The organism is Micromonospora sp. CPCC 205739, assembly GCF_036906795.1.
Classification (GTDB): Bacteria; Actinomycetota; Actinomycetes; order Mycobacteriales; family Micromonosporaceae; genus Micromonospora.
In genome coordinates, this window is the sequence record NZ_JBAKHS010000041.1 from 1 (window position 1) to 24,562 (window position 24,562).

Annotated in this window: 21 protein-coding genes and 2 pseudogenes; 10 read left to right on the forward strand and 13 right to left on the reverse strand. The window is 74.3% G+C overall.

The annotated features are described in order from the left end of the window. Window positions 1-174: 174 nt before the first annotated feature. The gene (locus tag V6U88_RS29700) at window positions 175-1,521 is read right to left on the reverse strand and encodes a cellulase family glycosylhydrolase (RefSeq protein ID WP_334458210.1); all 1,347 of its coding nucleotides are present in this window, start codon (window positions 1,519-1,521) and stop codon (window positions 175-177) included. A 414-nt stretch (window positions 1,522-1,935) separates the two neighbouring features. Here V6U88_RS29700 and V6U88_RS29705 point away from each other — a divergent pair, with 414 nt between their 5' ends. Continuing rightward, on the forward strand, window positions 1,936-2,898 hold the full coding sequence (locus V6U88_RS29705) for a TIGR03557 family F420-dependent LLM class oxidoreductase (RefSeq protein WP_334458211.1): 963 nt from the start codon (window positions 1,936-1,938) through the stop codon (window positions 2,896-2,898). Then, complete coding sequence (locus V6U88_RS29710; protein ID WP_334458212.1) at window positions 2,895-3,794, forward strand: alpha/beta fold hydrolase; 900 nt, start codon at window positions 2,895-2,897, stop codon at window positions 3,792-3,794. The genes V6U88_RS29705 and V6U88_RS29710 overlap by 4 nt, the downstream gene beginning before the upstream one ends. Window positions 3,795-3,894: 100 nt before the next feature. Here the strand turns inward: V6U88_RS29710 and V6U88_RS29715 are convergent, their stop codons facing one another. The 10 genes and pseudogenes from V6U88_RS29715 to V6U88_RS29755 all read right to left on the reverse strand — a co-directional run bounded on the left by V6U88_RS29715 (window position 3,895) and on the right by V6U88_RS29755 (window position 12,097). Beyond that, entirely contained in the window at window positions 3,895-5,133 is a 1,239-nt protein-coding gene (locus V6U88_RS29715; RefSeq protein WP_334458213.1) for a hypothetical protein, read from the reverse strand. Then, window positions 5,130-5,651 (reverse strand): SigE family RNA polymerase sigma factor, encoded by a 522-nt coding sequence (locus V6U88_RS29720; protein ID WP_334458214.1) that lies wholly within the window; start codon window positions 5,649-5,651, stop codon window positions 5,130-5,132. The genes V6U88_RS29715 and V6U88_RS29720 overlap by 4 nt, the downstream gene beginning before the upstream one ends. Window positions 5,652-5,725: 74 nt before the next feature. Further along, window positions 5,726-6,499 carry a hypothetical protein gene (locus tag V6U88_RS29725; RefSeq protein WP_334458215.1) on the reverse strand — a complete coding sequence of 258 codons (774 nt, stop codon included), beginning with the start codon at window positions 6,497-6,499 and terminating at the stop codon, window positions 5,726-5,728. A gap of 231 nt (window positions 6,500-6,730) precedes the next feature. Beyond that, window positions 6,731-7,540: an endonuclease/exonuclease/phosphatase family protein gene (locus V6U88_RS29730; protein WP_334458216.1), complete on the reverse strand. Its 810-nt coding sequence runs from the start codon at window positions 7,538-7,540 to the stop codon at window positions 6,731-6,733. A gap of 10 nt (window positions 7,541-7,550) precedes the next feature. Further along, window positions 7,551-9,041, reverse strand: coding sequence for a phosphatase PAP2 family protein (locus V6U88_RS29735; RefSeq protein ID WP_334458217.1), 1,491 nt, complete (start codon window positions 9,039-9,041; stop codon window positions 7,551-7,553). A gap of 80 nt (window positions 9,042-9,121) precedes the next feature. Continuing rightward, window positions 9,122-10,123 carry a YihY/virulence factor BrkB family protein gene (locus V6U88_RS29740; protein ID WP_334458218.1) on the reverse strand — a complete coding sequence of 334 codons (1,002 nt, stop codon included), beginning with the start codon at window positions 10,121-10,123 and terminating at the stop codon, window positions 9,122-9,124. Next, window positions 10,116-11,123 carry a diacylglycerol/lipid kinase family protein gene (locus V6U88_RS29745; RefSeq protein WP_334458219.1) on the reverse strand — a complete coding sequence of 336 codons (1,008 nt, stop codon included), beginning with the start codon at window positions 11,121-11,123 and terminating at the stop codon, window positions 10,116-10,118. Before V6U88_RS29745 ends, V6U88_RS29740 begins: the two co-directional genes overlap by 8 nt. Before the next feature lie 192 nt (window positions 11,124-11,315). Next, window positions 11,316-11,486, reverse strand: a pseudogene (locus tag V6U88_RS30425) (Clp protease N-terminal domain-containing protein); the annotation flags it as partial. A gap of 192 nt (window positions 11,487-11,678) precedes the next feature. Beyond that, window positions 11,679-11,861 (reverse strand): annotated as a pseudogene (locus tag V6U88_RS30430) (Clp protease N-terminal domain-containing protein); the annotation flags it as partial. After that, window positions 11,861-12,097 (reverse strand): helix-turn-helix domain-containing protein, encoded by a 237-nt coding sequence (locus V6U88_RS29755; RefSeq protein ID WP_088963234.1) that lies wholly within the window; start codon window positions 12,095-12,097, stop codon window positions 11,861-11,863. The gene V6U88_RS29755 and the pseudogene V6U88_RS30430, both read right to left, overlap by 1 nt. Window positions 12,098-12,211: 114 nt before the next feature. Here V6U88_RS29755 and V6U88_RS29760 point away from each other — a divergent pair, with 114 nt between their 5' ends. From V6U88_RS29760 to V6U88_RS29790, 7 genes are all read left to right on the forward strand, one after another. Beyond that, the gene (locus V6U88_RS29760) at window positions 12,212-13,018 is read left to right on the forward strand and encodes a PP2C family protein-serine/threonine phosphatase (protein WP_334458221.1); all 807 of its coding nucleotides are present in this window, start codon (window positions 12,212-12,214) and stop codon (window positions 13,016-13,018) included. Window positions 13,019-13,049: 31 nt separating this feature from the next. After that, window positions 13,050-13,613: a TetR/AcrR family transcriptional regulator gene (locus V6U88_RS29765; RefSeq protein ID WP_334458222.1), complete on the forward strand. Its 564-nt coding sequence runs from the start codon at window positions 13,050-13,052 to the stop codon at window positions 13,611-13,613. A gap of 116 nt (window positions 13,614-13,729) precedes the next feature. Then, a complete protein-coding gene (locus V6U88_RS29770; protein ID WP_334458223.1) occupies window positions 13,730-14,560 on the forward strand; it encodes a universal stress protein in 831 nt (276 codons plus the stop codon). A gap of 126 nt (window positions 14,561-14,686) precedes the next feature. Further along, window positions 14,687-17,089 (forward strand): phosphoketolase family protein, encoded by a 2,403-nt coding sequence (locus V6U88_RS29775; RefSeq protein ID WP_334458224.1) that lies wholly within the window; start codon window positions 14,687-14,689, stop codon window positions 17,087-17,089. Between the two features lie 31 nt (window positions 17,090-17,120). Next, window positions 17,121-17,969, forward strand: coding sequence for a universal stress protein (locus V6U88_RS29780; protein ID WP_334458225.1), 849 nt, complete (start codon window positions 17,121-17,123; stop codon window positions 17,967-17,969). 141 nt (window positions 17,970-18,110) lie between these two features. Further along, the gene (locus V6U88_RS29785) at window positions 18,111-19,121 is read left to right on the forward strand and encodes an Acg family FMN-binding oxidoreductase (RefSeq protein ID WP_334458226.1); all 1,011 of its coding nucleotides are present in this window, start codon (window positions 18,111-18,113) and stop codon (window positions 19,119-19,121) included. A 95-nt stretch (window positions 19,122-19,216) separates the two neighbouring features. Then, a complete protein-coding gene (locus V6U88_RS29790; protein WP_334458231.1) occupies window positions 19,217-20,890 on the forward strand; it encodes a GAF domain-containing sensor histidine kinase in 1,674 nt (557 codons plus the stop codon). A gap of 75 nt (window positions 20,891-20,965) precedes the next feature. On the opposite strand, the gene V6U88_RS29795 is transcribed toward V6U88_RS29790, so the two are convergent. Beyond that, on the reverse strand, window positions 20,966-21,604 hold the full coding sequence (locus tag V6U88_RS29795) for a response regulator transcription factor (protein ID WP_334458227.1): 639 nt from the start codon (window positions 21,602-21,604) through the stop codon (window positions 20,966-20,968). A 219-nt stretch (window positions 21,605-21,823) separates the two neighbouring features. Here V6U88_RS29795 and V6U88_RS29800 point away from each other — a divergent pair, with 219 nt between their 5' ends. Next, window positions 21,824-22,819: an Acg family FMN-binding oxidoreductase gene (locus V6U88_RS29800; RefSeq protein ID WP_334458228.1), complete on the forward strand. Its 996-nt coding sequence runs from the start codon at window positions 21,824-21,826 to the stop codon at window positions 22,817-22,819. A gap of 68 nt (window positions 22,820-22,887) precedes the next feature. Here V6U88_RS29800 and V6U88_RS29805 read toward each other — a convergent pair whose 3' ends face one another. Next, window positions 22,888-23,892 (reverse strand): NAD-dependent epimerase/dehydratase family protein, encoded by a 1,005-nt coding sequence (locus tag V6U88_RS29805; RefSeq protein ID WP_334458229.1) that lies wholly within the window; start codon window positions 23,890-23,892, stop codon window positions 22,888-22,890. Window positions 23,893-24,562 lie beyond the last annotated feature (670 nt).

The window sequence follows — 24,562 nt, forward strand, 5'->3', positions numbered from 1 at the left end:
GGACCCGCCACCACCCAGCTTAGAACCCCACTCCCGACGATGGCTTGACACAGAGGGGAGCCATGACAGTTCACCCTCGCAGCTCCGCTGAGGCGAACGACGCAGCTCATCGCGTACCCGACAGTCGAGGTGGCCGGGTCCGTGCGGACCCGGCCACCGGTGCTACGCCGAAGCTCAGCTCGCGGTGCAGGTCACCGCGGGTACGGGATTGGTGCCGTTCCAGCTGGCGATGAAGCCGAAGCTGGTGCTGGCGCCGGCGCCGAGCCGGCCATTGTAGTCGACATTGCGAGCGGTGTACGCCCCGCCGGAGCCGCTCAGCGCGGCGTTCCAGGACTGGCTGACCGTCTGGCCTCCGGTGAAGGTCCACCTCGTCGTCCAGCCGGTGATGGCGGCCGAGCCGGCGGTCACCTTCACCTCACCCTGGAAGCCGCCCTGCCACTGGTTGACGATCGTGTAGCTGGCCGTGCAGCCGCCGGCCGGGGGCGTCGTGGGCGGCGGCGTGGTCGGGGTGGGGGTCGTCGGGGTCGGCGTGCTGCCGGAGTAGACCGAGGCCTCCCGGGCGGTGGCCCTGATGCCGTTCGTGCCGTTGAAGATCCGCTGGCCCCAGCTGGTCAGCCGGGTCGGGTCGAAGCTGGTGGCCATGTCGAGGTACTCGACACCGCCGCCGTTGCCGCTCCACGACCAGCCGAGCCAGCCGATCCGGTTGGCCTGGCTGTAGGAGAGGATGGTGTCCTCGTCCGGGTTGCCGTCGGAGTGGTTGAAGCCGAACTCGCCGACCACGATGGGCAGCCCGGCGCTGCGGAACCGGCCGAGGTAGTCGGTGATCTCGGCGGCGGTGTCGAAGACGCCGTACATGTGGATCGAGAAGACCGTGTTCCTCGCCGGGTCGGCGTTGAACACGGTCGCGGCGTTGTCCCGCATGGTGAAGGACCAGTCCTGGCCCCAGTTCGGGGCGTCCACCATGATGGTGTGCGCGATCCCGCCGGCGCGCAGCCGCTTGATCGCGTTGGCGCTGTCGGTGGCCCAGGTCGCGTAGCCCTGGTTGCCGTACGGCTCGTTGCCGATGTTGACGATGACGTACTTCTCCTGGCCGTTGAGCGCGCCGGCGATGCTCAGCCAGTAGTCGACCGCCCGGTCGAGGGTGATCGCCCCGCTCTGCTCGCCGTAGCCGGTGGTGTCGTGCACCTCCAGCACGCAGATCAGCCGGTTGGCCTTGCAGAGCGAGATGACGTTGCTGACGTCGGCGGCGCTGTTCTTCGCCCAGCGGTCGCCGGTGGCCAGCACCACCCGGACGGTGTTCGCGCCCAGCGCCTTGACGTTGGCGAAGGAGCTGGTCTGCTGCGGGTACCAGGTGTGGGCGTGGTTGACGCCGCGCATGACGAACTCGGTGCCGTTGGCGTCGTAGAGCCGGCCGTTGGCGACCGAGAATCCGGCCGCGGCGTGGGCCGGCTGGACGAACGCGAAGACGGCGGCGAGGAGGGTGAGCAGGGCGGCGCCGGCGACGGTGAGTCGCTTTCTCATGGCATTCCTCAGGGTCGACCCCGTGCCCTGGCGGGGTTGCGGTGGTGACGACGGTCGTGGCGGCTGTAGCCCGGTAGCCGCCGCTCGACTCCCTGGTCGCGCGCAGGCATCAGCGTAGGACGATGCGATGGGGAAAGCAACCGGTTAAGTGAAGGACCCGCTCCGCGTACGGAGTGGTGGCGGCCCACGCCGACCGCGGGCCGCCACACGGGCGGCATCCCCACCACAGGATGTGACGCCACCGGCTCTGAACCGGTTAAGCCGGACCCTAGGCCGCCGCCCGAACTGCCGTCAAGGGTCGGTGGTGGGCGCCGGAGCCCGGGGCGGATGGCGCGCCGAAAGGGGACGGCCGGGGTTGACCCGCACCGGGCGGGGTATCCCGTGACGATCGGTCGGGCGGAAGGAGAAACCAGGATGGTCACCGTCGGCTACACCCTGATGTGCGAGCAGGCCGGCCCCAAGCAACTGGTCGACTACGCGGTACGGGCGGAGGCGGCCGGCTTCGACCAGCTGGTGATCTCCGACCACTACTACCCGTGGCTGGACTCCCAGGGCCACTCCCCGTACGCCTGGTCGGTGCTGGGCGCGGTCGCCCACGCCACCAGCCGCGCCGAGCTGATGTCCTTCGTGACCTGCCCGATCCTGCGCTACCACCCGGCCGTCGTCGCGCAGAAGGCCAGCACCATCGGCACGCTCTCCGACGGCCGGTTCACCCTCGGCCTCGGCGCCGGCGAGAACCTCAACGAGCACGTGGTCGGCGGCTGGCCGCACGTGCAGCAGCGGCACGAGATGTTCGAGGAGGCGTTGCAGATCATCCGGCCGCTGCTCAACGGCGAGACGCTGACCTTCTCCGGCAACCACTTCGACGTCCCCGAGGCGTACCTGTGGGACCGGCCGGACGAGCCCGTCGCAATGGCCGTCGCCGCCTCCGGACCGTCGTCGGCCGCGCTCGCCGCCGAGTACGCCGACGGCATCGTCGCCACCGAACCCGACCGCCGGATCATCCAGCTCTACGACGACGCGGGCGGCGCCGGCCAGCCCCGCTACGGCCAGGTGGCCATCTGCTACGGCCCGGACGAGGCCGAGTGCCGCAAGATCGTGCACGACCAGTTCCGCTGGTTCGGCATGGGCTGGAAGGTCAACGCCGACCTGCCCGGCCCGGAGGCCTTCGCCGCCGCCACCCAGTACGTCCGCGAGGAGGACGTGGCCGAGGGCGTTCCCTGCGGCCCCGACGTCGAGCGGCACGTGGAGGCGTTCAAGCAGTTCGTCGACGCGGGCTTCACCCATGTGGCGGTCGTGCAGGTGGGCGGGGAGACCCAGCCGATGTTCCTGGACTGGGCGCAGGAGGAGCTGCTGCCGCGGCTGCGCGAGCTGTGAGGCTGCGCCAGCGGGCACCGGGACGCTTCGGGACGGCGGAGCTGCGGCTCGCCCTGGCCGCACCCCGGCCGGCCGCCGGGCTCACCAGCGAGTGGCGGCTGGTGGACGGCCTGCGGACGCACACTCGGCGCTCCCGGAACCCGGGCAGCGGCGCGCCGCCGGTGGTGCTGGTGCACGGGCTCGCCGTGTCCCACCGCTACCTCACCCCGCTGGCCCTCGCGCTCTCGGCCACCCATCCGGTGTACGTGCCGGACCTGCCCGGCTTCGGGCTGACCGCGCGCCCCGGGCGGGCGTACGACGTCGACCGGCACGCCGCGTTCCTGGCGGCCTGGCTGGCCGCGTACCGGCTGCCGCCGGTCTGCCTGCTCGGGCACTCGTTCGGCGCGGAGGTCGTCGCCGCGCTGGCCGCCCGCCGACCCGCGGCGGTCCGCGCGGTGGTGCTCGCCGGCCCGACCAGCGACCCGGCCGCCCGGTCCCGCCGGGGGCTGATCGGCCGCTGGCTGCTGGACACCGTGGCGGAGGCGCCCCTGCAGGCCCCGATCCTGCTCCGCGACGTGTGGGACGCCCGCCCCTGGCGGGTGTACGCCACCGTGTCGCACTCGGTGCGCAACCCGGTGGAGGAGGACCTGGTCCGGATCACCGCGCCGACCCTGGTGCTGGCCGGGGCCAGGGACACCGTGGCGCCGCCCGCCTGGCGTACCGAGGTGGCCCGGCTGATCCCGCACGCGCGCACGGCGAACGTGCCGCGCGCCGCGCACAACGTGGTCGCCACCGCGCCCCGGCAGGTGGCCGACGCGATCCGAATCCTGCTCACCCCCGAGACTCACAAGGTGGAACCATGCGCATCGGCAACACGGAGGTCCGTGTCCTCGGCGGCGGCCTCGGCTGCCTCCTGATGATCCTCTTCTCGATCCTCGCCTCGGTCGTGCTGACGGTGCTGCTCAACGTGATCATCTGAGCTCGCCCCACCTCCCGGGCCCGCTGCCACACTGTCGGTCACAGCGGGCGCCACGTCCTCGGGTCGGTGGGGTTGGCGACCAAGCGGATGGCGGCGGCCAGGCGGAGGGCCCCGGAGCGGTTACCGACAGCCTTCAGGGCGGCCGGCGACTCGGTGTCGACCTCGGCGACGCAGTCCCGGCAGCCGGGCACCTGCGCGACCCGGTAGGCGCCCAGGCCCTTCGGCCCGTCCACCGCCGCGCCGACGCGGCCGTCCACCCGGGTGGTGGAGCCGCCGAGGTCGCTGCCGTCCCCGTCGTACATCCCGTTGCTCACCCCGATCGAGAGGTCCCCACGGTTCGCCTCGTCCCCGGTCGCGCCGGACACGAGGTAGTGCGCTTCGGCGTCCAGCCACCGGCCCTCCCAGGTGCGCAACTCGACGCCGATGAGCGTCGCGCGGGGCGGAACGTCGACCGACCGGAACGGCACGGTGACGCGCTCGTCCTGCCAGGTAAGGCCGGCCACCACCTGTCGCGCGACCTCCTCCGGCCGCTCCAGGCTCCGGACGGTGACGGAGACCCAGCCGCCCGGCGCGTACTGCCACGACAGCAGCGTCTGCTCCCGGTCGGTGTACAGATACGCCGGATGCCCGTCCACCGGTGCGACCGGCGTACCGGGAGCCTGCGGCGAAGGCACTTGATCGGTGAGCACGGAGCGGAGCTGCGGCGAGAAGATGTCGACTCCGCGCGCACCCATCCGGACCGTGACCGATCCGGCGATGCCCATCATCGGTCCCGGCTCCACCGGGCCGCCGGGCACCAGCGGGTCGGGCACGTTCGCCCCCGCCGACTGGATCGCGACGCCGGTGCGGCTCACCTGGTGGATGGCGCCCGGCGGCACCCACCCGAGCCGGAACGACCGCCGGGTCGGGTCGAATCGCGAGGGTGCCACCGTCGGCGCATCGCCCAGGGTCGTGACCGGGCGGCCCGGGGCGGCGGTGGAGCGGTCCGGGGCCGCGGTGGGACGGCTCGGGCCGGCCGTCGGGACGCTCCGATCGGGCGCCGGCGTGCCTCCGTCGGCGGGCATGGTGGACGTGCCCGGTCCGCCCAGCACCGCGGCGGACCCCAGCAGCACGACGGCGGCGACCGCCGCGACGGCGGTCACGGCGAGCCCACGACGACGGCGCACCGCCCGCTCCCCGGCGACCAGTAGTGTCTCCGCCGGCACGCCACCGGCCGGCAGGTCGTCCGCCGCCCGGGCCAGCAGCGACCGGACCACCGCCTCCTCGTCCCGGTTCACCGGTTCACCTCCGTCCCGTCGCCCAGCGGCAGCCGCCGGCGCAACGCGGCCAGCCCCCGCGCCGTCTGGCTCTTCACGTTCCCGGTCGAACAGCCGAGCACCTCGGCGGTCTGCTCCACGCTCAGGTCGGCGTAGAAGCGCAGCACCAGCACCACCCGCTGGCCGGGCGGCACCGCCGCCAGGGCGGCGCGTACCGCCAGCGCGTCCACGAGGGACTCGCCCGGGCCGGGCGCGCCACCCCGGGGCTCCGGCTCGGGTGGCCGTTCGAAGAGCTGCACGCCGAACCACCGGGAACGCCGCTCCTGCCGGAACGCGTTGACCAGCATCCGGTGCACGTACGCGCCGACGTCGTCGGCACCCCGGGCGCGGCCCCACTTCACGTAGAGCCGGGTGAGGGTCTGCTGCACCACGTCGTCGGCCCGGTGCCGGTCACCGGTCATCAGGTACGCGGTCCGGCGCAGCTTCGGCGTCACCGCCTCGACGAACTCGACGTACTCCTGCCGTTGCGTGGCATGCATCGACCACTCCCCGTCCCCGGACACCGGCGTCCTCACCGTACGGATGGGCGTGGGGCCGGGTTCGGTTGCACGGCTCAGGGAAGCCGCCACGCGGCCTCGTCTCCGGGACGGTCGACCAGCCGCACGGCGGCGGCGAGGGCGAGGGCGCCGTCAGGGCCGCCCACCGCGGCGAGGCCCCGGATGGTGAGCACGACGACCTCGGCGGCGCAGTCCGCGCCCAGCCCACCCACCCGGTACGCCCCGAGGCCGCCCGGCGCGGCGTCCACCCCGGCGGCAGTCGGGCCGTCCCGGACCACACCGACGGTCAGGTCCTCGTGCGGGCCCGCCGCGCCCGGCACCCGGTACCCGCACCGCGCCCGGCGCCACCGCCCGTGCCGCCAGTCCACGATTGTTGTCGCCCAGCGCGCGCCCTCGGGTGCCGCGGCGGCGCGGAAGGGCACCCGAACCGGGTGGTCCGTCCAGACCAGCCCCTCGGCGATCCGGCGCAGCGTCCGCGCCGGATGGGACAGGTTGGTGCCCAGCACGGTCACCGCCGTGCCCGGCTGGTGCTGCCAGGACAGCGAGGTGTGCCCGTCGTCCGGGTCGGCGTAGAGCTGTGCCGTCCGGCCCTGCACGGACACGTCCGGGCCGCGCCGCCAGCCACGCCGCGTCGCGGGCAGGTCGACGGCGGGTCCCACCCGCACCGACACCACCCGGCTGCCGGCCATCGGGCCCGTCACCGGGCCCTCCCAGGCGATCAGGGACCGTTCCCCCCGGTGGCTGGCACACGTCCGGTGGGTCATCCCGTCGGGCAGCCAGTCCGTCCGGAAGAGCGGCCGTACCAGGTCCAGGTCTTTGCTGCCGTGCATCGGCCGCTCCCCGCGTCGTCAGTGCTGTCACCGTGGGGATGGCCGTGGCGGCGTGAAGGGTTGCACCTCGGGATGCAGCGGTACAGCCGGAGCGCGGCCGGTATCTGCCGGGTTGCGGCCCGGACCTTGGTCGACGCGACATGCGGCGGGTCGTGGTGACCGCCGCGGGGATGCCCCGACCCGCCGCAACTGGTGTTGATCAACCGCGGGCGCACCCACCCGGCGAGCCGCTCAGGCCGGGCGCAGGTCCAGCTCGGCGACGACCGGATAGTGGTCGGAGGCCCGATCGGCGTCCCCGCCACGGACCACCCGCACCTCGCGGGTCAGCGCGGCGACCGGCGCCGTGCCGAGCAGGTAGTCCAGCCGCATGCCGGCGAACTCCGCCCCGCCGTGCCGGGTCGGCACGGTCAGCCCGTCCGCCTCGGTCGCGCCGGTGGGGCGGACCCGCCAGAGGTCGACCAGGCCGGCGTCGAGCAGGCGGGCGACGGCCCGGGTGTCGACCGTGCCGCCGTCGCGGCGCAGGTGCCGGCGGCGGTAGTGCATCGGCAGGCCCGCCAGCCGGTCGCTGTGCTCCGCCGTCTGCTCCAGCGTGTTCAGGTCACCGGCGAGCAGCGCCAGCGGGGAACCGGTACGCCGCACGGCGGCGGCCAGCCAGTCCGCCTCCATCCGGCGCCGGCCGCCTGAGTACGGGTGCAGGTGGGTGCTGAACACCGTCAACGGCCCCGACGCGGTGGCCACCCGTACCCAGGCGGCGGCGTGGTGGAACGGCCGGCGCACCCGGCCGGTCGCCAGCACCCGCAGCGGCGGGCGGACCAGCACGGCCACCGGCTGCCCGAAGCAGGAACGGGCCAGGTGCGGGCGCATCCCCACCCGGCGCGCGACGTCGTCCAGCAGCCCACCCCGGTCGAAGCCCCGCAGCTCCTGCAGGGCCAGCACGTCCGGCCGCTGCGCGTCGACCACCCCGAGCAGCAGGTCCCGGCGGTCGGGCCCGTGGCGGTCCCGCCCGCCGGTCATGATGTTCCAGGTCATCACCCGCAGCATGGGCGGCGTCTCACTGCGGCCGGGCGGCCTTGGCCAGCTCGTCGTCGAGCTCGCCGATCTGCTCCGACTCGATCGCCGGCCGGTTGCCCTCGTAGACGTCGGCGTTGGGGCGGACCACCCAGTAGAGCAGCCCGATCCAGAGCGCGCTGAGCAGGATCGCGCCCATGAAGTCCGTCGGGTGGTGCATGCCCCGGTACATCCGGGAGACGGCCACCCCGACCGGCATGATCACGGCCAGCGCCACGAACAGCCAGCGCCACCAGCGGTCGGTACGCGGCAGGACGACCAGCGTGATCGCCACCCAGACGCAGATCGTCGCCGCGATGTGGCCGGAGGGGAAGGAGGAGGTCGGCATGGGGCCGTCGAGGTTCCCCACCGGCGGGCGCGGCCGGTCCACCGCCGCGGCGGCGGCGAGGAAGAGGCTCAACTCACCGAACATGGTCAGCGCCACGAAGAGCACCGGCCGCCAGCGCCGCCAGACCGCCAGCACGAGCGGGCAGAAGACCAGCGAGATGAGCAGGATGGCGTGGGTGTCGCCGGCCTTGCTCCACCAGTAGCTGACGTCGTCCCGGCCCGGGGTGCGGTGCTCGGCGAACCACCTCGGCACCTCCGTGTCCAGGGTGGCGAAGAAGGTTCCGCCGGCGTGGTAGCTGACGAACATCCCGAAGCCGTAGAGCGCGCCGAGCACCAGCACCCAGCCGACCAGCAGCTCGAAGACGGCGGCCCGGGGGTGCGGCAGCACGTGCGCCTCGTCGGGGGCGGGGGCGACCTCGTGCGCGGCCTCGGGCTCCAGCCCCTCGGTCAGCGCCGGCACCCGGCGGCCCCGCTCCAGCCGCCACAGCCGGAAGGCGTACGCGGTGACGCCGAGCCAGGCGGCACCGAGCAGCCAGGCCCCGAGCACGTCGGAGAGGAAGTGCACGCCGAGCGCGATCCGGGTCAGCCCGATGAGGAAGACGACCAGGGCGACCAGGGCGATCGCCGGCTTGCGCCAGCGGGGCGACAGGGCCGGCAGGAACACCAGCAGCAGCGCCCCGTACGCGACGAAGGAGCCCAGCGCGTGGCCGCTGGGGAAGCTGTCCCCGGCGTAGGTGCCGATCGGCACCTCCACCTTGGGGCGCAGCCGGTCGACCAGGGTCTTCAGCGCCGGGTCGAGGATCAGCGCGCCGAGCCCGGTCACGATCAGGAACACCGCGAGCCGGCTCTGTCGGCGGATCAGCAGCCCGATCACGGCGACCGAGACCAGCCAGATGATCACCGCCCGGCCGCCGAGGTCGGTGAGGGCGTTGAGCACGGTCACCAGCGGCCCGTGCGGCGCGACAAGGTCGTTGAGCCAGGCCGCCACGCCGTGGTCGACGTCGTAGAGCGGGGCCCAGCGGACCCGGACCAGCACCAGCAGCAGCCCGAACCCGACGCCGGTCCCGAGCACGAGTGCCAGGCCGGCGAGCGTGCGCTCGGTGAAGTGACCCAGGGGTCGTCGTAACACGTCGATGACCGCGCTCACGGCAGCCTCCCTCTCGCTCCTGGCGAGGCGCTGTACCCGATCCGCGCTTCGCGTACACCGAAGGTGCCCGCGACGCCCGGCTACAGCGACGTCATGTCACCGGTGTCGTAGAGGGGCTCCCGCTCGGACTCCGGCTCCCACAGGTCCGGCTGGGCCGGCTCCTGCACCCCGATCCGCATCGCCTCCAGCTGGGCGGCGAAGGACAGGCCGCCGAAGAGCGCCACGCCGGTGAGGTTGGCCCAGAGCAGCAGGGCCATCATCCCGGTCAGCGCGCCGTAGGTCTGGCCGAACCCGTCACTGAACCGCACGTACCCGGCGAGCAGCAGGCTGGCCAGCCACCAGAGCGCGGTGGCGATGCCGGCGCCGAAGAAGAGCCAGGACAGGCCGGGCTGGTTGCGCCGGGGCGCGTGCCGGAAGAGCACCGCCACCGCGAGCACCGTCAGCCCGAGGCTCAACGGCCAGCGGATCACGTCCCAGGCGCCGGCGGCGAACGCACCCCACTCGTAGTGCCGCTGCACGGACTCGCCCATGGCCCCGCCGCCGACCAGGATCAGGAAGCCGGCCAGCGCCGGCACACCGGCGGTCACCGCGAGCACGGCGGCCCGGACGTACTTGGCCAGGGCCGGGCGGTCCCGTTCCACGCCGTAGATCCGGTTGGCGCCGCGTTCGATCTGGGCCATCGTGGTGGTCAGCGCGACCAGGCCGGTGAGCAGACCGAGGGTGAGCGCCAGTTCCCCGGCCCGCTCGGTGCGCTCGCCGTCGCCGAGCAGCTCGCGGACCACCGACTCGCTCTGGCCGGGGGTGAGGGCCAGCACGGTGTCGGCGACCACCTGGCCGCCCTCCTCCACGCCGAGTTCGCTGATCAGACCGGTCAACGCGATCATGAACGGCACCACGGCGAGGCAGAGCTGGAGGGCGAATGCCCGGGAGTGGCTGAACCCGTCGCCGTAGCGGAACCGGATGAAGGCGTCCCGCAGCAGGCACCAGCCGCCCTGCCGGCGCAGGGTGTGCCAGGCGTCGTCGGCGGAGAGCTCCTCCTCCGACATCAACCGGGTCTCGGGGACGAGCCTGGTGCTACTCACGACGGGCCTCCTCGATCAGCCGCTCACCCCGCTCCGCCGCGGCGTCGGCGTCTTCTGCCAGGTCGGGATGGCGCTCGGGGCGCGGCACGCAGAGCCAGAGCGACTCCGGTTTGATCTCGACCTTGAGCGAGCGTCCGGGCTCGATCAGGTCTCCGTCGAGCTGCCGGGGCTGGGGCCGGTTGCTGGTGATCTCCACCCGGCGGGCCCGCAGGACCTCCATTCGGGGCACGCTGCCCTGCCGGCGCACCAGGGCCCAGCCCATGGCCAGCCAGTGGCGCAGCGTACGGGGGGTGAGCACGGCCACGTCGAGCCAGCCGTCGTCGGGCTCGGCGTCGGTGAGCAGGCGCACGCCGCCCTGGAGCCGGCCGACGTTGGCGACCAGCACGGTGCGGGCCCGGCGGCGCAGCGGCGGCCGGCCGTCGACACGGATCGACACCCGCATCGGCCGGTCGCGCAGGTGCTTCGCGGCACCCACCACGTACGCGGGCCAGCCGAAACGCGCCTTGGTCGTCTCGGAGGTGTCCTGCAGCATCTGGGCGTCGAATCCCATTCCGGCCATCACGGCGAAGTACCGGTCCTCGACCGCGCCGACGTCCAGCCGGCGCATCCCGCGCTCCACCGCCACCTGCAGCCCGGCGGCGAGGTCGTTGGAGAGCCCGAGGTTGGCGGCGAGCAGGTTGCCGGTGCCCTGCGGCAGCACGGCCAGGGCGGCGTCGGTGCCGACCAGCCCGCTGATGCAGGCCATCACGGTGCCGTCGCCGCCGCAGGCGAAGACCACCTGGGCGCCGGCTTCGACGGCCGCCTCGGTCTGGCCCCGGCCCGGGTCCTCGACCGTGGTCTCGTACCAGGCCGGCTCGGGCCAGCCCGCGGCGGCGAGGGCGTCGTCCACGGTGCGGCGGAACTGGTCCAGATCGGTCACCTTCGAGGGGTTGACCACCACCGCCGAGCGCGGCGGGGCGTCGTCGGCGGTCACCGGGCGCGTCTGCTCTCCACCATCCACGGCGCAAGTGTGCAGCAAGCGGGGCCGGTCAGCGAGCCGACGCGGGGCGACGTTGCACTGGCCGCAATCAGGTTTCAAATCTGACGCCACCGGTTGACCCGCCCGCCCCGGCCCGCGCGCTCGGCGATCTCGGTCACCCCCGGCCCGGGCTCGGGCCGGGGGAGCCGGAGCAGGTTGCGCTCGTCGTCGGGTTCAGGCCGCCGTCCGCAGGGCGGTTTCGACCCGGCGGCGCAGGTCGTCGAGGTTCAGCCCGGCCTCGGTGAGCAGCCCGAGCAGGATGTGCTCGGTGCCGATGTGGCGGTGGCGCAGCCGGATCGCCTCACGCAGGGAGAGCTCCAGCACCTTCTTGGCGCGGGGCGAGAACCGGCCGTCGTCGTACCGTCGGAAGCCCCAGCGGCGGCGCGGCGCGGGCGCGGCCTCGCGCAGCGCGTCGGGACCGAAGGACTCCTCGATGCGGGCGACGATGGCGGTGAGGTCGATGCCGATCTCGCGCAGCGCGGCGGCGTCGGCCTCGCCGAGTCCGCTGGCTCCGGGGGTGGTGTGCCGGGCGATGGCCGCGCGCAGGTCCTCGGCGCGCACCCCCGCCTCGGTGAGCACCCGGCCGGCCAGCGCGTCGCCGTCGGCGAGGACGCCGAGCAGCAGGTGCTCGGTGCCGACCGGCCGCTGCCGCTCGGCCCGCGCCTCGTCGAGCGCGCGGTGGACGACCGCACGGGCCCGGTCGGTGAACCGTTCGAACATCACGCCTCCCAGGTTCCTCGGACCGCCGGTCGCCCGGCGTGCTTCTTGTGGACCGCCTGCCGGCTGACCTCGAGCGCGTCGGCGATGTCCTGCCAGGACCAGCCCTGTCGACGGGCGTTGTCCACCTGGACCACCTCGAGCCGTTCGAGGAGCCGGCGCAGGGCGAGCACCGCCCGGAGCCCGACCTTCGGGTCGGTGCTGCCGGCGGCCGCCGCGAGTTCCGTTGCCTGACTCATGTCGTCAACTTACGTTGACACTCCCCGCCCTGTCAACCTTTGTTGACAGGTTCGGGTCGCCGACACGGCCCCGGACGCCCGTACCGGGGGCGTCTGCGGTGTTACGGTCCGCTGATGTTCCGCCGCGCCCCGTCCCACCGACCCGAGCCGACGACCTGCCGTCTCGCCGTCGGGCGGGTCGCACTGCAGATCGCCGGCGGCAGCGTGGTCGGCCACCGCTACCCGGCCAACTTCGACGTGCTGCACGTCGACCCGACGCTGCCCTTCGCCGCCGTGGTCGACGGCATGGGCTCCGGCGAGGGCGCCCGGGTGGCCGGCACCACGACGATGACCACGCTGGTCGAGGCGGTGCGCGCCGACTGGCCGGCCGTCGGCCCGCGCCAGCTGCGCGCGGCGGTCGCCGACGCCCGCTCCCTGGTACGCGCCGCCGGCGCGCGGCTGACCGAGCTGACCGGCTGCACGGTGACCGCCCTGCTGGTCGAGCCGGACGGCGAGCAGGTGTGGCTGCTCCAGCTCGGCGACTCGCGGGCGTACCGGCTGCGCGACGGCGTGCTGGAGCTGATGACCGTCGACCACACGGCCGCCTGGCTGGGGCTGCTGCACGGCTGGCACCGAGCCGGCTCCCCGGAGGCCGCCCGGGCCCGCTACCAGCTGCTGCGCTACGTCGGCCACCCCGACAACCCGGACGCGGACCTGCTCACCGTGCCGTTGCGGGTCGGCGACACCTGGCTGCTGTGCACCGACGGGGTGAGCGACCAGGTCGACTACCACCGGATGCGGGAGGCCCTCGCGGGTGGCGACCCGACGCGGGCGGTCCGGAGCCTGCTGGCCATCAGCCTCGCCGAGGGCGGCGAGGACAACGCCACCGCCGTGGTGCTCCGCGTCCAGCCCGCGGCCGAGGGTGACGGCGCACACCCCTGATTTGCTGACATTCCGTGCAACTATCGTCAGCATGTCGACCGAGCGTCTGGAGACCATCCTCGCCGCCGCGTACGAGTGCTTCACCCGGCACGGCGTGCGCCGCACCACGATGGACGACATCGCCACCACCGCCGGGATGTCGCGCCCCGCCGTCTACCAGTACGTGCGCAACAAGGACGACGCGTACCGCCGGCTGGCCGAACGACTCTTCGCCGACTCCCTCGCCCAGGCCCGCAGCGCGGCCACCGCGCCCGGCGCCGACCTGGAGCAGCGCCTGCACGACGTGCTCGCCGCCAAGCTCGACCTCACCTTGAAGCTGCACCGGGAGAGCCGGCACGCCGCCGAACTCCTCGACACCAGCACCCGGCTCACCGGTGACCTCGCCGAGGCGTACACCGGGGAGCTGACCGACGTGGTCGCCGGCGCGCTCGCCGACGCCGCCGGGCCGCGCGCCCGCGCCGTCGCCGACGTGCTGGTCGCGCTCACCCGCTGCCTGGAGGCCGACCTCACCGACCCCGACCGGCCACGGCGGCGGCTGCGCGACGGGGTCGCGCTGGTCGTCGCCGGCCTCGCCCATCCGGGAACCGCCGCCTGACACGCCGAACGTGACCGCCCCGGTGTGCCGATCCCGGCCCGCCCGGGCGGCGGCGCGACTAGCGTCGGTGGCGTCGGCGTGGCCGTACCGTGCGGTGCGCCCGGGAGGTGAGCCGGATGACCGGATCCACCGGCGCGCCGGTGGTGGTCGGCGTCAGCACGTCGCCGCAGGCGATGGAGGTCGTCCGGCTGGCCGCCCGGGAGGCCGCCGAGCACGGCCGCGACCTGGTCCTGTTGCACGCCTTCAACTGGCAGGCGGCGTTCGACGCGACCTCGGTCGTCGAACCCCGCGTCGAGGCCGACGAGATGATCTCGCAGGCCACCGCGACCGCCGCCGAGGTCGAGCCGGCGCTGTCGGTCAGCGGCGAGGTCGTCGAGGGCCCGCCGGTCGCGGCGCTGATCCGACGCTCCCAGTCGGCGTTCCTGGTGGCCATCGGCGACAGTGGCATGGCCGGTCGCGGGGGCTGCGCGCCGGCCGACGCCCCGGCGGTGCAGCTCGCGGCCCGGGCCGGCTGCCCGGTGCTGGTGGTCCGCCCTGAGCCGCCCGTCGCCGGGCCGGTGCTGATCGGGGTGGACGGGTCGCCGAGTTCGCGGATCGCGCTCGCCTTCGCCTTCGACTGCGCCGCCCGCCGGCAGGCCCGGCTGCTCGCCGTGCGGGTCGTCGAGCCGGGACGGGCCGAGGACGGCGAGGACCTGCTCATCGAGGCGGTGGCCGAGGCCGGGCGGCGGCACGGCAGCGTCGCGGCGGAGTGCCACACCATCCACGGCGACCCGAGCGCCGTCCTCGTCGAGCAGTCGCGGTCGGCCCAGCTGGCGCTGGTCGGCGCCCGGGGCGACGAACCGTGGCGCGGGATGCTCGGCGAGGTGAGCCAGAGCCTGCTCTACCACGCGCCGTCGCCGGTGATCGTCGTACGCGGACTGACCGGCACGTCGCCGGACGGGCCATGACGCCCCTCGGTTCCGGGACCAACGGCCCTGATCCGCTCGCGCCCCGGCGGGCGACGCTGGACCGGCCCGGGTGGATATCCGCCTTAGGGACGCAGAAGTCCCCGACGCGCGAAAGGCTATTGCAGCATGGACACCGCTCTCGATCTGCACAGCCCACTGACCGAAGACGAGCTGCGCCGGCTGGACGCCTACTGGCGGGCGGCCAACTACCTCACCGTCGGGCAGATCTACCTGCTGGACAACCCGCTGCTGCGCGAGCCGTTGAAGCCCGAGCACGTCAAGCCGCGCCTGCTCGGCCACTGGGGCACCAGCCCGGGTCTGAACCTGCTCTACGCCCACCTCAACCGGGTCATCGTCCAGCGTGACCTGTCCGCCATCTTCATCACCGGCCCCGGCCACGGCGGTCCGGCCCTGGTGGCGAACACCTGGCTGGAGGGCACCTACAGCGAGCTCTACCACGCCGTCAGCCAGGACGAGCGGGGCATGGCCCGGCTGTTCCGCCAGTTCTCCTTCCCCGGCGGCATCCCGAGCCACGTGGCACCGGAGGTGCCGGGTTCGATCCACGAGGGCGGTGAGCTGGGGTACGCCCTCAGCCACGCGTACGGCGCCGCCTTCGACAACCCGGACCTGCTGGTCGCCTGCGTCATCGGCGACGGCGAGGCGGAGACCGGGCCGCTGGCGGGCAGCTGGCTCTCCAACGTCTTCCTCAACCCGGCCCGGGACGGGGCGGTGCTGCCCATCCTGCACCTCAACGGCTACAAGATCGCCAGCCCGACGGTGCTGGACCGGATCCCCGGCGAGGACCTGCTGGAGATGATGCACGGCTTCGGCTACCAGCCGTACGTCGTCGCCGGCGACGACCCCGCCACGGTGCACCAGGCCCTCGCCGCCACGCTCGACCGGGCGGTCGACGAGATCAGCGAGATCCAGCGGCGGGCCCGCTCCGGCGGCGCCGTCGAGCGCCCCCGCTGGCCCATGATCATCCTCCGGACGCCGAAGGGCTGGACCGGTCCCCGCGAGGTCGGCGGCAAGCGGGTCGAGGGGACCTTCCGGGCCCACCAGGTGCCCGTCTCCGAGGTGCGCAGCAACCCGGAGCACCTGGCCGAGCTGGAGCGCTGGCTGCGCAGCTACCGGCCGGAGGAGCTCTTCGACGCCACCGGCGCCCCGGTCGCCGAGCTGGCCGCCCTGCCACCCCGTGGCCCCCGCCGGATGAGCGCCAACCCGGTGACCAACGGCGGCCTGGTGCTGCGCGACCTGGAGCTGCCGGACTTCCGGGACTACGCGGTCGACGTCCAGCAGCCGGGCGAGCCGGCCATGGGCGCCACCGGCGTACTGGGCGCGTGGGTCCGCGACGTGATCAGCGCCAACCCGCAGACCTTCCGCCTCTTCGGCCCCGACGAGGTCGCCTCCAACCGGCTCGGGGCCGCCTTCGAGGTCACCGGCCGGACGTTCGTCGCCGAAACGGTCGACGGCGACGACCACCTCTCCCCCGACGGCCGGGTGATGGAGGTGCTCTCCGAGCACCTGTGCCAGGGGTGGCTGGAGGCCTACCTGCTCACCGGCCGGCACGGCATCTTCACCAGCTACGAGGCGTTCATCCACATCGTCGACTCGATGGTCAACCAGCACGCCAAGTGGCTCAAGGTCACCCGGGGCATCCCCTGGCGCAAGCCGGTGGCGTCGCTGAACTACCTGCTCTCCAGCCACGTCTGGCGGCAGGACCACAACGGCTTCTCGCACCAGGACCCGGGCTTCATCGACCACGTGGTCAACAAGAAGGCCGAGGTGGTGCGGGTCTACCTGCCGCCGGACGGCAACACACTGCTCTCCACCATGGACCACTGCCTGCGCAGCCGGCACTACATCAACGTGGTGGTGGCCGGCAAGCAGCCCGCACCGAACTGGCTGACCATGGAGGAGGCGGTCCAGCACTGCCGGCGCGGCCTGGGCATCTGGGACTGGGCCAGCACCGACGAGGGCGCGGAGCCGGACGTCGTGCTGGCCTGCGCCGGCGACGTGCCGACCCTGGAGACCCTGGCCGCGGCGGACCTGCTGCGCCGGCACCTGCCCGAGCTGAAGGTGCGGGTGGTCAACGTGGTCGACCTGATGCGGCTGCAGCCGCCGTCGGAGCACCCGCACGGCCTGACCGACAACGAGTTCGACACCATCTTCACTCGCGACAAGCACATCATCTTCGCGTACCACGGCTACCCGTGGCTGATCCACCGGCTCACCTACCGGCGGACCAACCACGACAACCTGCACGTACGCGGGTACCGGGAGGAGGGCACCACCACCACGCCGTTCGACATGGTGATGCTCAACGACCTGGACCGTTTCCACCTCGTCATCGACGTCATCGACCGGGTGCCCGGGCTCGCCGCGCGCGCCGCCCACCTGCGCCAGGAGATGGTCGACGCCCGGCAGTCCTGCCGCGACCACACCCGCCGGTACGGCGAGGACGACCCCCGGGTCGCCGAGTGGCGCTGGCTCCGCGCGGACGACCCCGCCGTGCGGGGCGGGCAGTGAGCCCGTCGCTCACCGGCCGGAGGTGGACGCGATGAGCGGCGCGGAGATCCTGGTCGGCTACGACGGTTCCGCCGACGCCGGCGTGGCGCTGGAGTGGGCGCTGGACGAGGCGCAGCGCAGCGGCCGGGCGGTCCGCCTGGCGTACGTCTTCGAGTGGCTGACCGTGACCGGCTGGATCGGCCCCGGGGTGGCCCCCGGTATCTGGCCCGACGAGACCGCCCGCCGCCAGGTCGAGGAACTGGTCCGCAAGGCGGTGGCCGACGCCACCGCCGAGCGGCCGGGCGTCACCGTGCGGGGCGAGGTGTACGACGGACCGCCCGCCCTGGTGTTGCAGGAGCGGTCCGCCGACGCCGGGCTGCTGGTGCTCGGCAGCCGCGGGCACGGCGGCTTCACCGGCCTGCTCGCCGGCTCGACCGCCGTCGCGGTGACCGCCCACGCGCACTGCCCGGTGGCGGTGGTCCGCGCCGGGCAGGCCGCCGCGGCCGGGCCGGTGTTGGTCGGCGTCGACGGCTCCGAGTCCGCGCGGGTGGCGCTCGGCTTCGCCGTCGAGAGCGCCGCGCAGCGCCGGGTGCCGCTGCGGGTCGTGCGGGTCCTCGCGCCGACGTCGGAGCACGACGAGCGCGCCGCCGTCACCGAGGGACGGGCGGCGGTGCAGGAGGCCCTCGCCCCGTGGCGGGACGCCCTCCCCGACGCCGGCGTCGACATCGAGGTGCTGCCCGGCAACCCAGCCGCCGCCCTGGTGGAAGCCAGCCGGAGCGCCCAGATGGTGGTGGTGGGCAGCCGCGGCCTGGGTGGGCTGCGCGGCATGCTGCTCGGCTCGGTCAGCCAGCAACTGCTGCAGCACGCCTCGTGCCCCGTCGTGGTGGCCCGGGAACGCTGACGGCACCGGGCGCGGCTGCGCGCCCCGATCGCCGGGTCCGGTCCGCCCACGCTGCGGTGGACCCGGGCATCACGCAGGATGGAACGCAACCCGCCCCGCTGCCGCCGGGGTGGGCACGATGGGAAACGAAAGGTCGTCACGATGAGCCACGAGACGCCGGCACAGGACCGCCCGCTGACCACCGCGCTCGCGGAGGCAGCCGCGACCGCCGGCTACGCCCCCTCGGTGCACAACACCCAACCCTGGCGGTGGGTGGTCCTGCCGGACGCGCTGGAACTGCGGATCGTCCGGGACCGTCAGCTGACCGCCACCGACCCGGAGGGGCGGCTGCTCGCCATCAGCTGCGGCGCGGCGCTGCACCACTCCCGGCTCGCGCTGGCCGCTGAGGGCTGGACGGCGGTCGTGGAGCGGCTGCCCGACCCGGCCCAGCCGGACCTGCTGGCCCGGCTCACCGGGCTGCACCGCTCCGGGGCGGACCCGGACGCCATGCGCACGGTGCAGTGCATGCAGGTGCGGCACACCGACCGGCGGCCGGTCAGTGACGAGCCGGTGCCGACCGCCGCCATCGGTGACATCGCCCGGGCGGCCGCCGCCGAGGGCACCCGCCTGCAGCTCCTCGACTCCGACCAGGTGATGGAGCTGGCCGCCGCCGCCTCCCACGCCGAGGTGGTCGAGGCGAAGGACCCGCAGCTGCGCGAGGAGTTGCAGTACTGGACCAGCCGGGCCGGCGCCGGCACCGGCCTGCCGCCGGAGGTGCTGCCCCAGCAGCAGCCGCAGACCACCGTCCCCGGCCGCGACTTCGGCCGCCCCGGCACCCTGCCGGTCGGCCCCGGCCACGACAAGGCCGCCGTGTACGCGCTGCTCTACGGCGACGAGGACGAGCCGGACAGCTGGCTGCGCGCCGGCGAGGCGCTCTCCGCGCTCTGGCTGACCGCCACCCGCCTCGGCGTGTCCGTGGTGCCGCTCTCCGCCGTGGTGGAGGTGCCCGGCACCCGGCAGACGCTGCGTCAGCTGCTCAGCGGGCTCGGCTTCCCGTACCTCGTGGTGCGGCTGGGGATCGCGGACCCGGCGCACGCGGGGCCGCCGCACACCCCGCGGCTCCCCACCGAGCAGGTGGTCGACACCTCGGCGGTGCGCGAGCAGCGCTCCTGACGATCTCGTGCCCGGCGACCACCGGCGATAGCATCGCCTGCGTGGTCGCCAACACACCGAACCCCCGGCACGAGCCCCTCGCCCCGTCGCTGGGCCTGAGCCCGCTGTCCCGGGTACGCCTCGACGAGCTGCTCCAGGAGATGCTCGACCGGGTCGGTGAGGTGGTCACCAGCCGGGAGCGGCTGCGCGCCCTGCTGGACGCCGTGGTCGGCATCGGCACCGACCTCGACCTGCGCAGCACCCTGCAACGCATCGTGCAGTCGGCCTGCGAGCTGGTCGGCGCCCGCTACGGCGCGCTCGGCGTGATCGGGCCGGACCGGTTGCTGTACGACTTCATCGTGCACGGCATCAGCGACGAGCTGCACGCCCGGATCGGCGACCTGCCGCACGGGCGGGGCGTGCTCGGCCTGCTCATCGACGAACCGCGCCCGGTGCGCATGCCCGACATCACCCGGCACCCCAAGTCGTACGGCTTCCCGCCGCACCACCCGCCGATGCACAGCTTCCTCGGCGTGCCGGTCCGCATCCGCGACCAGGTCTTCGGCAACCTCTACCTGGCCGAGAAGCAGGGCGCCCCGGAGTTCACCGAGGACGACGAGGAGATCGTGGTCGCGCTCGCCGCCGCAGCCGGTGTGGCCATCGAGAACGCCCGCCTCTACGCGCTGGCGCACCGGCGGGAACGCTGGCTCGCCGCCACCGCCGAGATCACCTCGGTGCTGCTCGGCGAGGTCCGGCGCACCGACGCGCTGACCCTGGTGGCCCGCCGGGCCCGGGAGGTCGCCGAGGCGGAGCTGGCCCTGGTGCTGCTCTACGACGCCGACGCCGGCCAGTTCACCGTCGAGGTGGTCGACTCCGCCGACGGCGCCGACCGGGGGCTGGTCGGTGCGGTGCTGCCGGCCGCCGAGACCAGCTTCGCCGGTTCGGTCACCGAGCACCGGCACGAGCTGGTGGAGAACCTCGCCCAGGCCGCCCCCTGGCCGGCGCCGGTGGTCGCCGGCCCCGCCGTGGTGTCCCCGCTCGCCGCCGCGGACACCCTGCACGGCGTGCTGGTGATCGCGCACCGACCGGATTCCGCGCGCACCGCCGACGACGACGTGCGGTTGCTGGACAGCTTCGCCGGCCAGGCCGCGCTGGCCATGGAACGGGCCCGCGGCCAGGAGGAACGGGAGCTGCTGGTGGTCCTGGAGGACCGCGAACGGATCGCCCGCGACCTGCACGACGTGGTGATCCAGCGGCTCTTCGCCACCGGCCTGCAACTGCAGAGCGCCGCCCCGATGAACGCCCGGCCCGAGGTCGCCAAGCGGATCAACGCCGCCGTCGACGACCTCGACGCCACCATCCGGGACATCCGGCGGACCATCTTCGAGCTGCGCACCCCGATGAGCGCGGCGCTGCGCACCGAGATCCGGGAAGCGATCGACCTGGCCGCCGAGTCGCTCGGCTTCCGTCCCGCCGTGGAGCTGGACGGGCCGATCGACAGCGCCGTGCCGGAACCGGTCCGCCCCGACCTCACCGCCGTGCTGCGCGAGGCGCTGTCCAACGCCGTCCGGCACGCCGAGGCCACCCGCGTCGCCGTCACCATCCGGGTCGACGCCGCCCGGGTCGCCGTCACCGTCACCGACGACGGCGTCGGCTGCGACCCGGCCGCCGCGCGCGGCGGGCTGGTCAACCTGCGCGAGCGCGCCGAGCGGCACGGCGGCGAGTTCGAGGTACGCCGGGCGCAGCCGCACGGCACCGAGCTGTTCTGGTGCGTCCCGCTGCGGGACTGACACCGCTGCGGCGGTCCCGCGGCTGGTCAGTGCCGGGCGGTGGTCAGCGCCGGGCGTTCCCGGCGCGGGCGGCGGTCAGTGCCGCTGGCCGAGCAGGCGGGTGGCGAGCACCGCCGCCTGGGTACGCCGCTCCAGGCCCAGCTTGGCCAGCACGCTGGAGACGTAGTTCTTCACGGTCTTCTCGGCCAGGAACATCTTCCCGGCGATCTCCCGGTTGGTCAGCCCCTCGGCGACGTACTCCAGGATGCGGCGCTCCTGCTCGGTGAGCGTCTTGAGCTCGCGGGGCTGCTCGACGCCGCTGCGGATGCGCTCCAGCACCCGGGTGGTGATCGCCGGGTCGAGCAGGGACTGGCCGGCCGCCACCCGGTGCACCGCGTCCACCAGGTCGGTGCCGCGGATCTGCTTGAGCACGTAACCGGCCGCCCCGGCCATGATCGCGGCGAAGAGCGCCTCGTCGTCCTCGTACGAGGTGAGGATCAGACCCTTGATCGAGGAGTCCACCGCCCGGACGTCCCGGCACACGTCGATGCCGTTGCCGTCGGGCAGCCGGGCGTCGAGGATCGCCACGTCCGGCCGGAGGGCGGGGATACGCCGGGCGGCCTCCTGCGCGGAGCCGGACTCGCCGACCACTTCGATGTCACCGCTGCTCTGCAGCAGGTCGGCAAGGCCACGACGGACGACCTCGTGGTCGTCGAGGAGAAACACCCGGATCATTCCTCGTTTCTACCCGCCCCGGCCGCCGCCCGCACGGGCCGAAGGTCCCTACCTGGACTGGGCCGGCCCGGAGCCGGCGGAGTGGGCCGACGGCGTCGGCGCGGGAGAGGGGTCCCGGGCGGACAGGCCGTCCGGCCCTGCCCCGCCCACCGTCCGGTGACGCACCGTACAGGTGAACCAGCGGGTGGCGGCCCGACCTGCCACGGAAGGAGCATCACCATGGACACCGGCTTCACCGTCGCGCAGCTGCGCTCCGCCGCCGCGGACGCCGTCCGCGCGCCGTCCCTGCACAACACCCAGCCCTGGCGGTTCCGGCTCCGCGACGGCGGCATCGAGCTGTCGCTCGACCCGACGCGGCGGCTGCCCGCCACCGACCCGAGCGGCTGGGGTGCCCGGGTCTCCTGCGGGGCGGCCCTGTTCAACCTGCGCCTCGCCCTCGCCGTCGCCGGCACCCCGGCCACGGTGCGGCTGCGGCCGTACCCGACCGAACCGGACGTGCTGGCCCGGCTGGTCCCGGCCACGCCCCGGCCCGCCACCCCCGCCGACCGCAGCCTGTACGCGGCCATCCCGCGCCGGTTCAGCAACCGCGCGCCGTTCTGGCCGGACCCGGTGCCGGCCGACGCCCGGTGGCGTCTCGGCGAGGCGGCCCGCGCCGAGCAGTGCTGGCTGGAACTGGTCATCGGCACCAGCGCGGTCAACGCCTTCGCCGAGGTCGCCCGCAGCGCCCACCGGGTGCTGGAACGCGACCCCGACTACCGGCGGGAGCGGACCGAGTGGATCCGCCGCGAACCCGCGCCCGACGGAGTACCGGCCGCCGCCGGCGGCCCGCAGAGCGAACCGCAGGACCTGCTGCCGATGCGCGGCTTCGGCCTGCCGATGCGCGGCTTCGGCGACCACAGCCGCGCCCCGGGCCGGGACTTCGAGCCGGAGCCACTGGTCGCCGTCCTCGGCTCCGCCGGCAACACGGCCGCCGACCAGGTCCTGGCCGGGCAGGCCCTGCAACGGGTGCTGCTCACGGCGATCGACGCCGGGCTGAGCGTCTCCCTGCTGTCCCAGCCGATCGAGGTGCCGGGGGCGCGCGAGGCGCTGCGGTTGTCGCTCGGCCGGTTCGGCACGCCGCAGATGGTGATGCGGGTCGGCTACGGCCAGCCCGGCGTGGCCACGCCCCGGCGGAGCGTCGACGAGGTGCTCGACCTGCCCGTCGTGTCGGCCTGAGCCGTACCCCTCGCCCGTGCCGCCGGGCGGCTGCCGGCCCCGCCCCCGTCGCCGGGGCCGGCAGGGACTCAGGCGGGACGCGCGCTGCCGAGCAGGGCCGCCTCCCGCTCCGGGTCCAGCCCCACCGCCGCGCGCGCCGGTCGCCCGGCCCGCGCCGGCACCGACCCCACCTCCCGCAGCCACCGCCAGGTGTCCGCGACCGTGTCGGCCACCGGCCGACAGGTCAGCCCCGACGCGTACGCCTTCTCCACGCCCCGCTCCTGCAACCAGCGGAACTCGTGGGCGCGCGGCACCCAGACCGGCAGGTCGTTCCAGGGCAGCACCCCGGCCGCCAGGATGCGCTCCGGACCCGTCCAGCGCAGCCGGGCGTCCGACCCGGTCGCCGCGACCACTGCCGCCAACAACTCCCCCATGGTCGCGTGCCCGGTGCGGCTGATCACGTTGAACGCCCCGCCGACCCGCTCCGCGCCCCGGTCCAGCATCCAGGCGGCCAGGTCCCGCACGTCCACGTACTGGATCGGCAGGTCCTCCGGGCCCGGTGCCAGCACGTCCCCGCCCCGGGCGACCCGCTCCAGCCACCAGGGCAGCCGGCCGATGTCCTCCCCCGGCCCGAGGATCAGCCCGGCCCGGACGAGCAACGCGCCGTCCCCGAACACCTGCGCCGCGGCCCGCTCCCCGCCCGCCTTGTTCTGCGGGTAGTCGCCGTCGTCGGCGTCGGGAGCGGCGTCCACCACCGGCGCCTCCTCCCCCACCCCGGTCGGCACCGGCTGGGCGTAGACGGAGCCGCTGGAGACGTAGACGTAGTGCGGCACCGACCCGGCCAGCGCCCGCGCCGCGTCCCCCACCGCCCGCGGCGCGCCGTCCCAGGTGTCCACCACCAGGTCCCACTCCCCACCGGCCAGCGCCGCCAGGCCGTCCGGCGCCGTCCGGTCACCCCGCAACCGGTGTACGCCCGCCGGGACGGCGCCGTGCACACCGCGGTTGAACACCGTCACCGACCAGCCTCTGCGTACCGCCTCGGCCACGGTCGCGCCGCCGACGAAGCCTGTTCCGCCCAGCACCAGGAGTCTCATGCGTCCCAGCCTGTCCTGTCCCGGCCGCGGACGGGTCCCCGGTTCACCGGTAGCGGATCTGCCAATGGCAGAACCCGCCGTCCGAGGCGGTGGCTCGTGGGTGGTTCCGGGGCGGCATGGGGCTGGCCGGCGGGTTCGCGTCGTCCGGGGCGATCCGCTTGCCCAAGGGGATGAGCGTCGCGGCGGGGAGTCGGCCGCCGATGCGGGGCGGCTGTCCGCCGTGCGTGGTGTGTCCGGTTGTCCGGAGCCCGGGTCGCGGAATGTCCGGGTCGGTCGGCCGCCGTGGGCTGGTTCGGCGAGGGCGTTGGCTGGGTCGGGTCAGAGACGGGCTCGCCCCGACCGCAACGTCGGCCCGGTACGGATCGGGTCGGTGTGCCCGTTTGGGCGGCCTGGGCCGCTAGGTGCCGGAGCATCCCGTGACCGGCGGCACCCTGGCGGCGGAATGGTGGCCGGCCCGGGGTCGTTACATCACCTGGACGATCGCAGCAGCAATCCCGCTGGCCTGGCCCGATGACGTGGCCGGCCTGGGATGCCAGGCCCCGGAATGATGGCGGGCCGAGGGTCGTTACACATGGTCCCGGCGCCGTGAGCCCCCCGGCTCGCGAAGCCTGCCGGACGAAGACTTTCCCCTTGGAACTTTGTGAGCGCCTGATCGTGGTGCTTGCACCCG

What these genes read in the sequence shown, in the direction of transcription:
- V6U88_RS29725 (WP_334458215.1), bottom strand. Translation starts at nt 6,499, where the DNA reads ATGCACGGCAGCAAAGACCTGGACCTGGTACGGCCGCTCTTCCGGACG.
- V6U88_RS29805 (WP_334458229.1), bottom strand. Translation starts at nt 23,892, where the DNA reads ATGAGACTCCTGGTGCTGGGCGGAACAGGCTTCGTCGGCGGCGCGACC.
- V6U88_RS29785 (WP_334458226.1), top strand. Translation starts at nt 18,111, where the DNA reads ATGAGCCACGAGACGCCGGCACAGGACCGCCCGCTGACCACCGCGCTC.
- V6U88_RS29755 (WP_088963234.1), bottom strand. Translation starts at nt 12,097, where the DNA reads ATGAGTCAGGCAACGGAACTCGCGGCGGCCGCCGGCAGCACCGACCCG.
- V6U88_RS29770 (WP_334458223.1), top strand. Translation starts at nt 13,730, where the DNA reads ATGACCGGATCCACCGGCGCGCCGGTGGTGGTCGGCGTCAGCACGTCG.
- V6U88_RS29775 (WP_334458224.1), top strand. Translation starts at nt 14,687, where the DNA reads ATGGACACCGCTCTCGATCTGCACAGCCCACTGACCGAAGACGAGCTG.
- V6U88_RS29795 (WP_334458227.1), bottom strand. Translation starts at nt 21,604, where the DNA reads ATGATCCGGGTGTTTCTCCTCGACGACCACGAGGTCGTCCGTCGTGGC.
- V6U88_RS29705 (WP_334458211.1), top strand. Translation starts at nt 1,936, where the DNA reads ATGGTCACCGTCGGCTACACCCTGATGTGCGAGCAGGCCGGCCCCAAG.
- V6U88_RS29780 (WP_334458225.1), top strand. Translation starts at nt 17,121, where the DNA reads ATGAGCGGCGCGGAGATCCTGGTCGGCTACGACGGTTCCGCCGACGCC.
- V6U88_RS29700 (WP_334458210.1), bottom strand. Translation starts at nt 1,521, where the DNA reads ATGAGAAAGCGACTCACCGTCGCCGGCGCCGCCCTGCTCACCCTCCTC.
- V6U88_RS29730 (WP_334458216.1), bottom strand. Translation starts at nt 7,540, where the DNA reads ATGCTGCGGGTGATGACCTGGAACATCATGACCGGCGGGCGGGACCGC.
- V6U88_RS29765 (WP_334458222.1), top strand. Translation starts at nt 13,050, where the DNA reads ATGTCGACCGAGCGTCTGGAGACCATCCTCGCCGCCGCGTACGAGTGC.
- V6U88_RS29800 (WP_334458228.1), top strand. Translation starts at nt 21,824, where the DNA reads ATGGACACCGGCTTCACCGTCGCGCAGCTGCGCTCCGCCGCCGCGGAC.
- V6U88_RS29760 (WP_334458221.1), top strand. Translation starts at nt 12,212, where the DNA reads ATGTTCCGCCGCGCCCCGTCCCACCGACCCGAGCCGACGACCTGCCGT.
- V6U88_RS29720 (WP_334458214.1), bottom strand. Translation starts at nt 5,651, where the DNA reads ATGCATGCCACGCAACGGCAGGAGTACGTCGAGTTCGTCGAGGCGGTG.